We start from the raw sequence: 15,059 nt of genomic DNA, 5'->3' as shown, positions 1-15,059 counted from the left end.
TGTTCCACTTGAAAAGGGAGATAAGTTCTTTATCCTTATAAGACCGGTAACATCAGGACGACTTCCCTTTGAAGAGGCTGAAGATATGATGGGAGAGCCCAACTACGATGAGTGGAGAAACCTGGTGGGCAGTATCCACAACAACTATGAAGCAAGTGGAAACAGCTACTATATTTCAGATGATGGACTTTCAATGGTGAAACAGGATGACAAGGACTTCTTTGTGAAGGCCTACACAGTAAATAGATAAAGACAGTAAAAAAGAAGGTGTTTAGGGTCACCTTCTTTTTTAGTGTGTGTTTTCACAAGATTTTTTTGGGAGGAGGGCAGTTTAATGGGGAGTTAAACTGCCCAGGTATGAAAAAAGTTTTGTTGGGGGAGTGAGAATTTTTATTCTCAATAAATATATCGGAAGGTAATGAAAAAACTTAACTTTATTTTGAATATTTTTTTTTGGCTGATGAAATTTTTACCAAAATATGATATATTGTGTTTATAAATATAGAAAGGCACAAGATATATGAATAAGAACGAAAAAGAATTGGAGCAGATCAGCACAACAGATAAACTTAAGGCTTTTAAGGCGCTTAAAGACAGCGGCCTTAAAGTTGAGTTTAGTGGCAGTGGCGTACCAACTGTCATCTGCGCCAGTGCATCAGATATGGAAAAAGAGCTTAAGAACATCAAAAAGATCTTAAAGGAGCTTAGGTACAACGGAAGCTTTGGCGTTCGTGGTCCTAGGAAAACTGACCAGGCTCTTACTGAGGAAACGAAGGAAGTAGCTGAAACTTCTGAAACAAAAGAAATAGAAGACACCGCAATTCCCGCATAAAAAAAGCACCTTTAAGGTGCTTAAGTTTTGGGAGGAGGGGTCAATCAGTGGGGAGCCGATTGACCCGGTATGAAAAAAGTTTTGTTGGGGGAGTCAGAAGTATGTTACTTCTGATATGTTTATATGATACCGACAAAATTTGGACAAAATATGGACGGTTTCTAAAGAAAAAATAAAGTAATTCGAAATAATAAATAACTGGTTACGATATATTGTTAATGTGACACATTATATATTAAGCTTATCTTATCCCAAAGAAGGAGCTTTTTTATGGACAGATTTTCAGGACTTACCCTCAGCCCTATTTCAAGTGGCGACTGCGTAGCAGCGGCAGCAAGAGCTGCAACAGCAGAGCTAATATTTAAGATTGTCTATGAGAATGTGACGATCCATCATAAGAATGGAGCCACCAGGACATACATGGTCCAGAGGGTGGATGATAGCTGCTCAGATCAGTCCTGCGAATACATCTGCACCATGGAAGGAGGAATGGCTCCTGATATCAGGGAGAGAGCCAACATTCATGTTAAGGTTTCAAGACTTGCAGACATAAGAGAGGCTTTAGAGGGATCAGCTACTGATCTGCGCTATGGTAATCTCTTTTTAAAGGCCGGTGAAGGCGTTGGGGTGGCAGCCATGAAACAGACAGGCATCGGTAAGGGCGAGCCACTTATTGAGAAGGATGCAAGAGCCCTTATATTTGACGCAGTGGGAAGCGTATGCGAGATGTCTGATGGAGCGCAGATGCTCCTTATTACGGTATCATGTCCGGAGGGCATGATGATAGCTGCAAGAAACTCTGCACCTCAGAGTGGATTTTCCGGCGGTATCAGGATAATTGGCGCTTACGGCTCTATACCTAATGTTCATATGAGAGAAATCTCAGAATCCATCAATGAACAGATAAGAGCCCAGACAAGGACTGGAGTCAGGTCGTTACTGATCAGTCCTGGCAAGTACTGTGCAAAAGAGATAAACGAAGCTCTTCATGTTGACCTCAGGACAGCGGTAAGCTGCTATAACTTCCCAGGACAGGCAATAGACTGCGCAGTGGAAGAGGGAGTAGAAAATATCCTGCTTGTTGGAAATGTTGGTAAGCTGGTCAAGCTTGCTGCAGGAATTATGAATACCAACTCAGTAGCATCTGACGGCAGAAGAGAGATCTTTTCCGCCCATACTGCACTTGTTGGAGGAACATCAAGCCAGGTCAAGATACTCATGGGATGTGCCACCTGCGATGAGATCATAGCTTACCTTGAGAGCTGGGGACTTAAGGACAAGGTAATGCAGAGCATCCTGGTAGAGATAGACAGGGCAATGAAAAGGCGCTGCGGCGGCAAGCTCCACTGCGGAGTAGCTCTTTTCTCAAAACAGTTTGGATTCCTTGGGAAAACAGCGGAAACACAGAACGTTTTAGCCAAAGTGTCACAGGAACAATTTGCGTTGTCACGCAGACTCAAATAATGTAAGCTATTAATGTGAGTATGTGAGAATGCATGAATAAGGAGATGACAAAATAGATGAAAAAGATCCTGTTTGTAGCTTCAGAAGGCGTACCATTTATTAAGACAGGCGGACTTGCAGATGTTGTAGGTTCCCTTCCCAAGAACATTGATAAGAGATATTTCGATGTGAGAGTTATCCTTCCACTGTACAAGTGCATCAGTCAGCCCATGAAGGACAAGATGGAGTACATATCCAACTTTTACATGGATTTTCATTGGAAAAATGAGTATGTTGGTATCTTTAAGGCTGAGGTTGATGGAATCAAGTATTATTTCATTGACAACGAGTTCTACTTCAATGGAATGAAGCCTTACTGCGACGACGTTATCTTCGAGATCGAGAAATTTGCATTTTTCTCAAAGGCAGCGCTTTCCATTCTGCCTGTAATTGATTTTAGACCTGACATCATTCACTGCCACGACTGGCAGACTGGACTTATTCCTGTTTATCTCAAAGAGAGATTCCAGGGCAGCGAGTTCTATAGAGGCATCAAGGCCATTATGACGATCCATAACCTCAAGTTCCAGGGCAAGTGGGACATCAAGAAGGTTCAGGATATCACTGGGCTTCCAGATTATTACTTTACACCTGACAAGCTTGGCCTTTACAAGGATGCAGATCTCCTTAAGGGCGGTATTGTGTATGCTGATGCCATTACCACTGTAAGTAAGGCATATGCAGAGGAGATCAAGACTGAGTTCTATGGAGAGGAACTGGATGGACTTCTTCGTGCAAGGGCCAGCGACCTTAGAGGTATTGTCAACGGAATTGACTACAACGAGTTCAATCCTGAGACAGACCAGTATATTCCTTATAAATACAATGCTATCAACTTCCGCAAGGAAAAGATCAAGAACAAGAGAGCTCTTCAGAAAGAGCTTGGCCTTAAGGAAGATGACAAGATGATGATGATCGGTATTGTTTCAAGACTTACTGATCAGAAGGGCTTTGATCTTATCAATTACGTTTTGGATGAACTGTGCCAGGATGCGATACAGCTTGTTGTTCTCGGTACAGGTGCAGAACAGTATGAGAATGCTTTCAGACACTTTGACTGGAAGTACAACGACAAGGTTTCAGCTAATATCTACTACTCAGAACCTATGAGTCACAAGATATATGCTGCTTCAGATGTATTTTTGATGCCATCTTTGTTCGAACCCTGTGGACTTTCTCAGCTGATGGCGTTAAGATATGGTACGATACCGATTGTCAGACAGACTGGCGGACTTATCGATACAGTAGAGCCATACAACAAGTTTGAGAGCACTGGAACCGGCTTTGGCTTCCTTAACTACAATGCCCACGAGATGCTTGGAACCATCAGAGAGGCTGAGCATGTTTTCTATGATCAGAAGCGTGAGTGGAACAAGATGATCGACAGGGCAATGGCAGTTGACTTCTCATGGAAGGTTTCTGCTGAAAAATATCAGGAGATGTACGACTGGCTCAGGCCATAACATTTATTTGATCAATAATGAATAGTAGCGTAGGTGTAGATAATTCCAAAAAGGGACTATTTGTGCAGGTCGGTATTCTTGCTATTGCAGGCATAATATCAAGAATCATCGGCCTTCTTTATGGTAGCCCGCTGGCAGCCATTATCGGAGATGAGGGTAATGGCTATTATGCTGCGGCTTACGCGGTCTATACAATTGTCTTATTAGTTTCTTCCTATAGTATTCCATCTGCAATGAGTAAGATAATATCAGGCAAGCTTGCGGTAAAAGAGTATCGTAACGCCCACAGGATATTCCGCTGCGCCCTTATTTATGTAGCAGTAGTAGGCGGCGTTGGAAGTCTTGTGCTTTTCTTTGCTGCGCCTGTATTCGTCACAGGAAGGAGTGCAACAGTACTTAAATTCTTTGCTCCAACGATATTCCTGTTTGGATTTCTTGGTGTTTTAAGGGGTTACTTCCAGGCCCACAGGACCATGATCCCTACATCCCTTTCTCAGCTCATTGAGCAGATTTTCAATGCGATTGTAAGTATTGGTGGAGCCCTTATTCTTACCAGGATAGCAGGAGATGAGGATCCTGTGAAAAGAGCTGTCTACGGAGCAATAGGCAGTGCAGTGGGAACAGGCTCTGGTGTTTTAGTGGCTCTTATCTTTATGTTCCTTGTATACAGATACAACAGACCAAGAGTGAAAGAGAGCCTTGAAAAGGATACTCATGAGGATATGGCAAATGGAGAGATCATCAGGATGATCTTTCTGATCGTTACGCCTTTTATCTTAAGTACCTGTATCTATAATCTATCAACATTCTTAAACTCAACCCTCTTTAGCAGGATATTGTTCCATTACAAGGCAATAGATGAGAGTATGATCGCTTATCAATATGGAATTTTCGCAAGAAAGGCAATGGTCATAACAAACCTTCCTATAGCCATGGCTTCAGCAGCTGCAGCAGCAATGATCCCTGAGGTATCGACGACCTATGCTCGTGGTGATGTGGAGCAGGCTGGAGTTACAGTATCAAGAGTTACAAGAGTCATCCTTATGATCTCTATTCCATGTGCAGTTGGTCTCTTTGCTCTGGCCAGACCAGTTATGATGATACTTTTCCCTCAGAAGAGGTCCCTTGATGAGGCTGCATTTCTTTTGATGCTCCTTGCAATCACGGTAGTGTTCTATTCATTATCAACTGTTACAAATGCAGTTCTTCAGGGTATTGGTAAGGTCAATGCACCTGTACTTAATGCAGCGTTGGCCCTTATCCTTCAAAGCGGAGTGCTTTCGTTTCTTCTAATTTACACTGACCTTGGATACGTGGCACTTTGTATCGTAACAATACTTTACTCTCTGGTGATGTGCATTCTTAACAATATAGTTATGAAGAGAAATCTTCCTATTGTTAATGATTTTAAAAAGACATATCTGTTCCCATCTATTGCGTCTATAGTAATGGGGGCAGCTGCCTTTGGGATATATAAACTCTTTGAATTTGTATTTGGATTGTTTATGGGAAGCCCGTACTTTATCAATCTGTTTTCAACTCTGATTTCTGTATTCTTTGCAGCGTTTATTTACTTCGCTGTCTTGATAAAGTCTGGAGGAGCATCTGAGGAAGATATAAAGAGATTTCCAAAAGGAAATAGTATTGTGTCTCTTTTAAAGAAAATTCATTTGCTATAAAAATGGAATATCTAGTTGGCATGCAATATGTATGATACATCATATATACATTTCTAAATTGCGGTTTGTTTTTGGTATGATTTTGAAGAAATTGTGCAAAAACAAGCCGCAATTTTTGTTTTACTACAAAATTTTGGCCAAATATGATGGTTTGTATGATTGGTTGTGCGCTATCATTAGACTGTGTGTTCACAAAAATTTCATTTTTTTTAATTTTTTGAGGAGGAGTTAATCAATGAAAAAGATTAACAGGTTGTTGGCGGTTCTTATGGCATTTACCGTTGTAATTACTACATTTGGTAGTGATCTTACAACAGCTCATGTATATGCCACTGAGACAGAAATAACTGATGATGCTGATGGTGACATCAAGACTGCGGATTGGGAGCCGACAGGAGATGATGTGATCATTTCATCAGAGACTTCTACAGAAGCATCTACCGAAGATGTTTCAAAGGAGGGTAATACCGATTTGTCTGATGAAAATCCTGATGAAAGCAAGGATAACCCAGATACTAAAACAGGTACTGATGATAAATTGGATGAAAATGTTGATTCTGCTGTAGTAGGAGCTGATGTTCAAAATTCTGAAATCATAGTAGATGGAACAGAGGCAGTTATAACAGATGGATCAAAAGATGAGGATTCTGATGAAGAATCACTGGAAGCAATAGTAGGTAATATTAAGGTAACTGCTTCAGCAGACGAAGGAGTACTTCCGGAACACGCCAGACTTGACGTCAAGATAGTTGAGTTTGAGCCAGATAAACAGCAAGAGGTTAACGAAAAAATTGAGGAAGTCCTGAATGACGATGTAGAAGATAAAGAAGCTAAAGTTCAGGATACAATTAATTTCGATATCAATATTTTTGCAGACAGTCTAATAACTGATAAGAACCCTACAGGTAAATTTGAGCCCGAAGAAGGAACTACAGTAAAGATTGAGTTTTCAAATATCACAGAGGCAGTTGATGCAGATTCTAATGATGACTCAGGACTTGCTGTATTCTATGTAGATGATGAGCTTTCAGTTGATAAGGAAGCAAAGGATGATACAGCATCAGATGAAATTGCTTTTGATGCAAGCCATTTTTCAATCTATGCAGTAACAATGTATTACTATATTCTTGGCATTCCTGGTAGTGTGAGTTTTAATGCCGGGGTATATGACCTTGAAGGCAACGAGATAACTACAGATGATTCTGCAAAGACAGTAAATATGGACTATGAGCTTATCAATTGGCAAAAGCTTCCTTCAGAGGTTGCTCCTTTGATTGATGGCTATTCTTTTGATAATGCCAAGATAAATGATAAACAAATTATCAAGTTTGTTTATGGCGTCTTTACAGGTTTACGGGCACAAGTAGATGGCGGATACGTAGATGTCGATACAGATGCCGCAGAAGCAGTAAAGTTCTACTACAGCGAAGATGGTTATGGTCAGAATGGCCTTACACCTGTGGCTGTATATGCAACAGATGGTACATCTTCACCTAATTTAAGTGATCATAATGCTGATCTGCTTTCTACACTTAAATTGGGATGGATCCAGGATGACGGATATTTCCCTATAGGTGTAGTTTGGCTTGATAAGAAAGCTGTTCGCGCGGGTCTTAATGGTGATATTAAATCAGTCATTGATTCTATAACAGATATTGATACAAGCTATCTCCAAAATGCAGGTGAGAAAAACGCTTCCAATGCAGTATTTTCAAATAAAGAATTGATCAAGCTTGATACTGATGGATATGCTAAGTCTTACAAAACAGCATTCTTTGCTTGGCATAACGAAAGCCAGGGAGAAACAAATCCTGAACATGAGGAGACTGAAGGAGAAAACAAAGGCAACACAAATATTAAAGTTCCTGATGACTTTGTTAACTTCAAGTACCATCTTGATGTAAGGTTCGCTACAAAAATCATAGATATTAAGGGCGTTTATTATACCGGCGAGACATACGAGAAAACAGTTGATGATTTTGCAAGACAGGCTATTCTGGATGGATCACCTTTTTCTCTTAACGCCGCTAATAAGCTTGCAACGGACAATAATGATGATCAAAACTACAAACTTGAGGGTGTCTACTCAGATGGCAGCCTTACAACGAAATTTAATGGTTTAGATGCTGTAGGTGCTGACACTACTCTTTATGCTAAGTTTGTAAAATCTGATACCGAGAGATTGGGCTTTTATCTTCTTTTAAAAGATGCTGCTAAACCTGGGCCGGGAGGTCAGAACCCAATATTCTATTATCCATACAAGGATGATCCATCATGGCCAGGTACTGCAAAAAGTATGGAACTATTGACACCAACTTACAGTACAAATGACGGTAACTATCGTTCGATTTATAACTGGGGTGGTATTAATAAGGCAGAAATAAACTATTCTTATAATACAGGTGTCAAGGAATCTATTGATGCTTATGTGAAGAAAGTTTATGGATCTGACTTTTCTGAGAAAGATGTAGTCTGGTACGTATATAAGAAACAGTCACGTACTTCAAACTACAATCATATTGATGGATATGTATCAACAAATATCACTTATTATGCCAATAATGGGACTGGTAGATCCATAACAGTATCTACAATTGGTGATCCGGCAACTCCGATAAGATGGGGAGAATCGATTGATGTTAAATCCAGCACTTTCTGGAATGGTAATAAGGTATTTGTTGGATGGAATACTCAGGCAGACGGAAAAGGAACCTGGTATGGCACAAATGATGATAATAAGACCATCGCTCTTAATGGAAAGATCAAACTGTATGCTCAATGGGCAAAAGAAGTAGAATACACAGTTAACTATATTGTCCAGGGAGAAGACGGCTCTTACAATCATAGAGCTGCTGGAATATATGTTCCTAACTATTACAAGAGGGTAAACTATAAACTTCAGCTTAGAGATGGTGAGGAAGTACCGGTTTCTGTCAAGGAGAGCGCTGAGTTTAGTAGTACAAGAGATCTTCAGTACAGATTCAATGAAGAAAAAACTCAGACAACCTTCTCTGAGAAATTTAAGTCAAGTGGAGTCGGTTATACCGTTTCTAAAGGTAACGATGCAGAGACTTGGGAAGGTAAAGCCACACAGAACGGACAAAAGATCAATCTGTTTGTATTTTTCAAGAGAGATGATCTGAATGTAAAGCTGGAAGTTTATTCCAAGGACCAGTCCTGGTACTATGATGGATTGTATCATTCCTACAATAAAAAAGAGGAGAAAAATTTTGGCTTTGACAACAGTGGGAATAAGAATCTTGTTGTTACCGGAGTTGAACTTAGTGGCAAAGTAAAGGACGTAACTGGCCCTAACGACAGTAATAACAATAAGATAAGTAAGATTTATGTTACTGATAAATCTAACGAGGCAAAGTATACTTATTATGTAAATAAACAAGGCCAGGTTGTTAATAGTAAAGGAATCGTTGTAAAGGATATATCAGTTACTTTCGGAACTCTGACCATACTTCCAAGAACTGTATATCTTACTTCATCAACAATATCAAAAGAGTTTGATGGAAAAGCCCTTACTGCATACAATTCTGAACAGGCCAACGCAAAGACAATAACTGTTTCAAAATATGTTGATCAGTATAAGACAGAGACATCTTCACAGGAGAAGCATGAAGGCTTTGTATGGGGTGAAGGTATCAATCTATGGTCGGTGAGATTTACAGGTAGCAGGACTGAAGTAGGTGGAAAGGATTTGGCAGAAAACAAATTTACCTTTGAACTTTTGCCACATACACAAGCTAAAAACTATAACATAATTCCTGTATATGGAGATATCAAGATCACTGACAGATCTGATGAACATAAATATATCATTTATGTTAAGCTTGGAGCAGATAATACAGGCGGAAAAACCTCATTACCTTATAATGGATTGCTCCAGGAGGCCGATTTTGGAGTTAATATTTATGCTAAGAAAGAAAAGCTGCCTGTAAATACGATGCTTTCATCTTGGTTTAACCTTGGGGCGCTTGTAGTACATGCAGAAGAAGGATCTGAAACATCTGAAGAGATTGCGGGAACCAAGCTTTTGCCGGTTGAGGATAATATCGATGGTATGAATGTTGTTATAGATAATCTCTATATCAGCGGCGGTGAAGGAATAGATGTTGATTATTATCCAGTTATGCTAAACAAAGAGCATATGACTATCAAGACAAACATTGGTGGTAAGGAAATAGATTTAAAGAACCAGGTTAAGATAGTAGTGATCAATGATGCTCCTGATGCAACTGAGACGGAGAAGACCATTCCTTCTGGCGAAAATGAATTCGAAATTGGTGGCCTTGAAATTACTGCTATTCCAATGGTGATAAAGGCAGAGAACAAAAATAAGGCTTATAATGCTCCAGATCCCAGCTATACTGTTGCTGTTTCAGGGCTTGTTGCAAGAGATGAAGCAAATCAGGGCAGGATTGCTGAGCTGTTCAACAGTAATCAGACCTTGTTTACTCGTGAGCAAGGTGAGGCAGCCGGTGGAAAGTACGAAATTACTGTAAACATTCCGGAAGTTATACCAGGGGTTGATGCTGCGCTGAAAGCGGTTTTAGATAACTACGTACTTACTCCTGAAAAAGGAATTCTTACAATTGGTACACCTTCATCTGATGATATCGTCGTTATTGACGATGATGATGACAGAGATGATGAAACAACAGAAACATTTACTGTAGCAGCTTTTAGTGCTCCAACAAATGCTGCGGCTGTGCTCGGTGCGCAGAGAGAACCTGTTGTAGGTGATGGTCCTGCGGTTCTCGGAGCAAGAAGAGCGCCAACAGATGATACTGATATTCTTGGAAGAATCATCACGATCATCGTAGCAGCTGTAATTGCTTTCTCAATGGTATTTATCAAGAGAAAGAAAAAAGAAGAAAACTAATATAGTTTAATTAATGACCCGACCACATTAAGTGGCCGGGTTTTTATTTGGACTTGATAAGAAATTACCTAAAAACTATAATTAGTTCTCGAGGTGAATTTGAAATGTTCATAGAAGACATTATTAGAATCGTAAAAGAAGCGGGAGAAATACTCCTTTCATCAAAGCGTCCCAAGATCATGGAAAAGGCGGGACATGCTAATTTCTGTACAGAGATGGATGAGAAGATCCAGGCTTTTTTGATGGAAAGACTAAAGAACGTCCTTCCAGAAGCGGAGTTTCTTGGTGAGGAAGATGGTCAGGATGTGTTTACATCCAAGATGGAAAGCGGATACTGCTTTGTTATTGATCCAATTGATGGGACATCTAACTTTATATATGAGTACAGACCTTCAGTAATTTCAGTAGGTCTTTTAAAGGATGGGAAGCCCTATATGGCGGTGGTTTACAATCCTTACGACGATATGATGTTCCACGCAACTAAAGGGCAGGGAGCGTATCTTAATGGCGAACGAATAATGTCATCTGACGCGCCATTATCTGATCAGCTTTCGGTATTTGGAACTGCGCCATATTATGAGGAGCTTAGGGACAGGTCCTTTGATATAGGTAAGAAGCTGCTGCCATTATGCGTTGATCTTAGAAGGTCAGGAACTGCAGCCTGGGATATGTGTTGCGTTGCCATGGGTAGAGTTGGGCTTTACTTTGAGCTTAAGATCCAGCTGTGGGACTATGCTGCAGCTGCTCTTATTGCCATGGAGGCAGGTTGCATAGTAACAGATATAAATGGTGATCCGATCAGCTTCAGGGGAGCAACATCTGCTATCTGCAGGGCAAGAGGAGTAAAAGAGATCCCTGAGTGCTTTAAATAAGAATTTGGTTTAAGGAAGTTAGTAATTGTGAGTGGTATTAAGAGTAAGATAAAAAGACTTGATAAAGTGCTGTGTATAGCATGGATACTTGCTATTATTTCTGCGTTTTTTGTTCGTCCAGACAGGACATACATTTCATATATTGATTTCAGGTCCCTTGGAATCCTGTGGGGACTTATGGTAATAATCCAAGGACTTAAAGAGAACTCGGTGTTTGAGAGGATAGCCATAGCTCTCCTTTCAAAAGTTAAAAACGGATTTGAGCTGGCAGTGGTTTTGGTGTTCATGTGCTTTATAGGCAGTATGCTCATCACCAATGATGTGGCACTTATAACATTTGTACCACTGGCTATCATGATCCTTAGTAGCTGCAAGAGAGAGGATCTCATGATCCCTGTAGTTGTACTTCAGACCATTGCAGCGAACCTTGGCAGTATGCTGACACCCATTGGCAATCCCCAGAATCTGTATCTATACGGGCTAACAGGAATGAAGCTTTCATCCTTCATACTGACAATGCTTCCATATAGCCTGATATCAGCAGTTTTACTTTTTGCATGCCTCTTTACATTACCAGGCAGAAAAGAGAAGCTTTCAAACACAAAAGAAAACTCCATTACCAGCAGATTTGGAAGCAAAATACAGATTATTATCTACGCAGTGCTTTTTGTAGTAGCTCTTTTAACTGTGGTAAGAGTGATCCCATGGTATGTGTTTGCTATCATAGTCTTTGTGATAGTGGGAGGTATGGACTTTAAAATCCTCTTAAGAGCTGATTACATTCTGCTCCTTACTTTCATTGGCTTTTTCATATTTACTGGAAATATGGGCAGGATAGACTACATAAGTGATTTCCTTGGAACAGTCCTGACAAACAGAGAATTCGCTATAGGAGTGATCCTTAGCCAATTTATCAGTAATGTTCCAGCAACACTGATGCTTTCAGGCTTTACCAGCAATTACACATCTCTTCTTGTGGGAGTTAACGTTGGAGGTCTTGGTACACTTATTGCATCAATGGCAAGCCTTATTTCTTTTAAGGCCTACACCAAGGAATTTCCTGGTAATACAGGCAAATACTTTGGGATGTTCACTATAGCAAATATAATATTCCTCATTGTACTTGTGGGATTTAGGTTCGCAATATCATTATTTTAATGGTATTGCGACATTTTTGTTTACAAGATAAAATTAATTGTATAAGTAGCGTAGGTATTGTCTCATATTTAAAGGGATAATAAATGAAGTATAAGGTAGCCATCGTAGATGATGATGTATCTATTATAACGCTTGTCAGGGGCATCCTTGGAAAAGAAGGCATGGCTGTTGCGCCCTTGACCTCTGGCAAGGCACTTCTTGACTATATCAGGGTACAGACTCCTGATATACTTCTTTTGGATGTCATGATGCCGGATATGGACGGGATCGAGACCTATATGGCACTTAGAGATATTGAAAAAGAGCTTGGAAAAGAGGAGATCCCTGTCATTTTTCTTACTGGCAATGAGAACGGAGATATTGAAGAAAAGGCCCTTGAGCTGGGAGCCAAGGACTTTATCAGAAAACCTTTTGTGCCAAAGATCCTTGCCCTTAGAGTTACTCACTGCATTGAACTTAACAGGCTGCAAAAAGACCTTGCAAGCGAAGTTGAGAAAAAGAGCAGACAAAATGAGGAACTGTTTCTTGGTATCGTTAAGAGCCTTGCAGCTGCCATTGACGCCAAGGATACCTATACCAACGGTCATTCAGTGAGAGTTGCAGATTATTCTGCTGAGATTGCAAGACGTGCTGGATACGATGTATCAGCTCTTCAGAGGATATATATCACTGGTCTTTTGCACGATGTTGGAAAGATTGGAATTCCTGATGCCATCATCAATAAAAATGGCAAGCTTGACGATGAGGAATATGCCATAATAAAAACCCACCCTGAGAAGGGAGCAGCAATTCTTTCTAATATCCAGGATATGCCAGAGCTCTCAATTGGTGCAAGATGGCACCACGAGAGATTTGATGGTAAGGGATATCCTGAAGGTCTCATGGGAGAAGATATCCCGGAGATGGCAAGGATCATCGCCATAGCAGATGCCTATGATGCCATGACCAGCAACAGAAGCTACAGAAGGAGCCTTCCTCAGGAAGTTGTAAGAGCTGAGATAGAAAAGGGGAAAGGCACACAGTTTGACCCCATATTTGCTGAGATCATGCTGCAGATGATAGATGAGGATACTAACTACAACATGAGGGATAAGGGCTTATGAAGCTGATAGATACTTTTCCCACCAATACCATAAAGGGTCTTGCTTACCGTGTTGGCAGAGTGTTTCCCTTTGGGGCCAGTCTTTGCGAAGACGGAGCAGTTAATTTCAGTATCTTTTCAAAAGAGGCAACCAGCTGCACTCTTGTTTTGTATCATCATGGGCAGGAGAAGCCCTTTGTTGAGATCCCATTTCCTGACGAGTTCAGGATTGGAAATGTATATACCATGCTGATCTATGGAATCGATATTGAGACCACAGAGTATGGCTATCGTTTTGATGGGCCATATAACCCAGCTAAGGGACAGCTGTTTGATAAGTCGAAAGTTCTTTTGGACCCATATGCCAAGTCTGTATCTGGCAGATCCATCTGGGGCACCAAGCCAAATCCAAAAACACAGTTTAAATATCGAGGACAGATCATAAGGCAGGACTATCTCTGGGAGGGTGACAAGCCCCTTGAGAGAAGGCAGTGCGACCTTGTGATCTACGAGATGCATGTAAGAAGCTTTACTCAGCACAGTAGCAGCGGGGTTAAAAGAAATGGAACCTTCGCTGGAATTGTCGAAAAGCTCCCATATCTTAAGGAACTTGGTGTAAACTGCATAGAGCTTATGCCAATCTTTGAGTTTGATGAGTTTGAAAACAGCAGAGTGGTAGATGGAAAAAGGCTCTACAACTACTGGGGATATTCTACCGTAGACTTTTTTGCTCCAAAGGCCGGATATGCTGCGTCAGCGCCCTTTGGAATGGAAGCTGATGAACTAAAGGGCCTTATTAAAAGGCTCCATAAAAACGGAATAGAAGTAGTCCTTGATGTGGTGTTTAATCACACAGCTGAGGGCAATGAAGATGGCCCATATATCTCCTATAAAGGAGTTGATAACAGGACCTATTACCTTCTTACTCCAGAGGGCCATTACTACAATTTCAGCGGCTGTGGAAACACCATGAACTGCAATAATCCTGTTGTCAGAAATGTGGTTCTGGACTGTCTAAGATACTGGGTTTCTGAGTATCATGTTGACGGTTTCAGGTTCGATCTTGCATCAATCCTGTCAAGAAACAGAGATGGCTCGCCAATGATGGATCCACCACTTCTTGATGCCATAGCCCACGACGCAGTGCTTGGGAAATGCATACTGATCGCAGAAGCCTGGGACGCTGGTGGACTATACCAGGTAGGGACATTCCCATCCTGGGGCAGATGGTCTGACTGGAACGGGAAATACAGGGACTGCGTAAGGCGCTTTATAAAGGGCGGAGCAGAGAACATGCCTGAAATTATCTGGCGGATCAAGGGCTCTAATGACATGTACGGCACAAGAAGCGCCGCTGCATCCATTAATTTCGTTACCTGCCACGACGGCTTTACCATGTATGACCTGGTTTCCTACAATGACAAGCACAATGAAGCAAATGGTGAGGACAATAGGGATGGAACAGATTCTAATGACAGTTGGAACTGCGGAGTAGAGGGAGATACCTCTGACCCTGAGATTCTGGATCTGAGATTTCGTCAGATGAAGAATATGATGACCATTCTTCTTACCAGCAG

At 40.9% G+C, this 15,059-nt stretch carries 10 protein-coding genes; all 10 read left to right on the top strand.

Annotation, left to right across the window (positions count from 1 at the left end):
- Nucleotides 1–250, top strand: a 250-nt coding sequence (locus J6I68_RS07390; protein WP_292219055.1) for a hypothetical protein, incomplete at its 5' end; no start/stop codon positions are given.
- Nucleotides 251–520: 270 nt separating this feature from the next.
- Nucleotides 521–832 carry a hypothetical protein gene (locus tag J6I68_RS07385; RefSeq protein WP_292219052.1) on the top strand — a complete coding sequence of 104 codons (312 nt, stop codon included), beginning with the start codon at nucleotides 521–523 and terminating at the stop codon, nucleotides 830–832.
- Between the two features lie 270 nt (nucleotides 833–1,102).
- Complete coding sequence (gene cbiD, locus J6I68_RS07380; RefSeq protein WP_292219044.1) at nucleotides 1,103–2,296, top strand: cobalt-precorrin-5B (C(1))-methyltransferase CbiD; 1,194 nt, start codon at nucleotides 1,103–1,105, stop codon at nucleotides 2,294–2,296.
- Nucleotides 2,297–2,352: 56 nt separating this feature from the next.
- Complete coding sequence (glgA, locus tag J6I68_RS07375) at nucleotides 2,353–3,798, top strand: glycogen synthase GlgA (protein ID WP_292219042.1); 1,446 nt, start codon at nucleotides 2,353–2,355, stop codon at nucleotides 3,796–3,798.
- A 17-nt stretch (nucleotides 3,799–3,815) separates the two neighbouring features.
- Complete coding sequence (locus tag J6I68_RS07370) at nucleotides 3,816–5,477, top strand: putative polysaccharide biosynthesis protein (protein ID WP_292219041.1); 1,662 nt, start codon at nucleotides 3,816–3,818, stop codon at nucleotides 5,475–5,477.
- Nucleotides 5,478–5,712: 235 nt separating this feature from the next.
- On the top strand, nucleotides 5,713–10,371 hold the full coding sequence (locus J6I68_RS07365) for an MBG domain-containing protein (protein ID WP_292219039.1): 4,659 nt from the start codon (nucleotides 5,713–5,715) through the stop codon (nucleotides 10,369–10,371).
- Nucleotides 10,372–10,475: 104 nt separating this feature from the next.
- Nucleotides 10,476–11,243: an inositol monophosphatase family protein gene (locus J6I68_RS07360; protein WP_292219036.1), complete on the top strand. Its 768-nt coding sequence runs from the start codon at nucleotides 10,476–10,478 to the stop codon at nucleotides 11,241–11,243.
- A gap of 27 nt (nucleotides 11,244–11,270) precedes the next feature.
- Nucleotides 11,271–12,401, top strand: a complete 1,131-nt coding sequence (locus tag J6I68_RS07355; RefSeq protein WP_292219033.1) for an SLC13 family permease — start codon at nucleotides 11,271–11,273, stop codon at nucleotides 12,399–12,401.
- A gap of 83 nt (nucleotides 12,402–12,484) precedes the next feature.
- Nucleotides 12,485–13,504: an HD-GYP domain-containing protein gene (locus J6I68_RS07350; protein WP_292219030.1), complete on the top strand. Its 1,020-nt coding sequence runs from the start codon at nucleotides 12,485–12,487 to the stop codon at nucleotides 13,502–13,504.
- A partial coding sequence (locus tag J6I68_RS07345) for a glycogen debranching protein (RefSeq protein WP_292219027.1) occupies nucleotides 13,501–15,059 on the top strand: 1,559 nt, incomplete at its 3' end. The genes J6I68_RS07350 and J6I68_RS07345, both read left to right, overlap by 4 nt.

It is taken from the genome of Butyrivibrio sp. (genome assembly GCF_017940685.1).
GTDB lineage: Bacteria > Bacillota > Clostridia > Lachnospirales > Lachnospiraceae > Butyrivibrio.
This window is presented reverse-complemented; position numbering and strand designations above follow the sequence as displayed.

Bases quoted from the DNA above. Each gene is read 5' to 3' on its own strand.
- glgA (WP_292219042.1), top strand. From the start codon at position 2,353: ATGAAAAAGATCCTGTTTGTAGCTTCAGAAGGCGTACCATTTATTAAG.
- cbiD (WP_292219044.1), top strand. From the start codon at position 1,103: ATGGACAGATTTTCAGGACTTACCCTCAGCCCTATTTCAAGTGGCGAC.
- J6I68_RS07385 (WP_292219052.1), top strand. From the start codon at position 521: ATGAATAAGAACGAAAAAGAATTGGAGCAGATCAGCACAACAGATAAA.
- J6I68_RS07350 (WP_292219030.1), top strand. From the start codon at position 12,485: ATGAAGTATAAGGTAGCCATCGTAGATGATGATGTATCTATTATAACG.
- J6I68_RS07360 (WP_292219036.1), top strand. From the start codon at position 10,476: ATGTTCATAGAAGACATTATTAGAATCGTAAAAGAAGCGGGAGAAATA.
- J6I68_RS07365 (WP_292219039.1), top strand. From the start codon at position 5,713: ATGAAAAAGATTAACAGGTTGTTGGCGGTTCTTATGGCATTTACCGTT.
- J6I68_RS07370 (WP_292219041.1), top strand. From the start codon at position 3,816: ATGAATAGTAGCGTAGGTGTAGATAATTCCAAAAAGGGACTATTTGTG.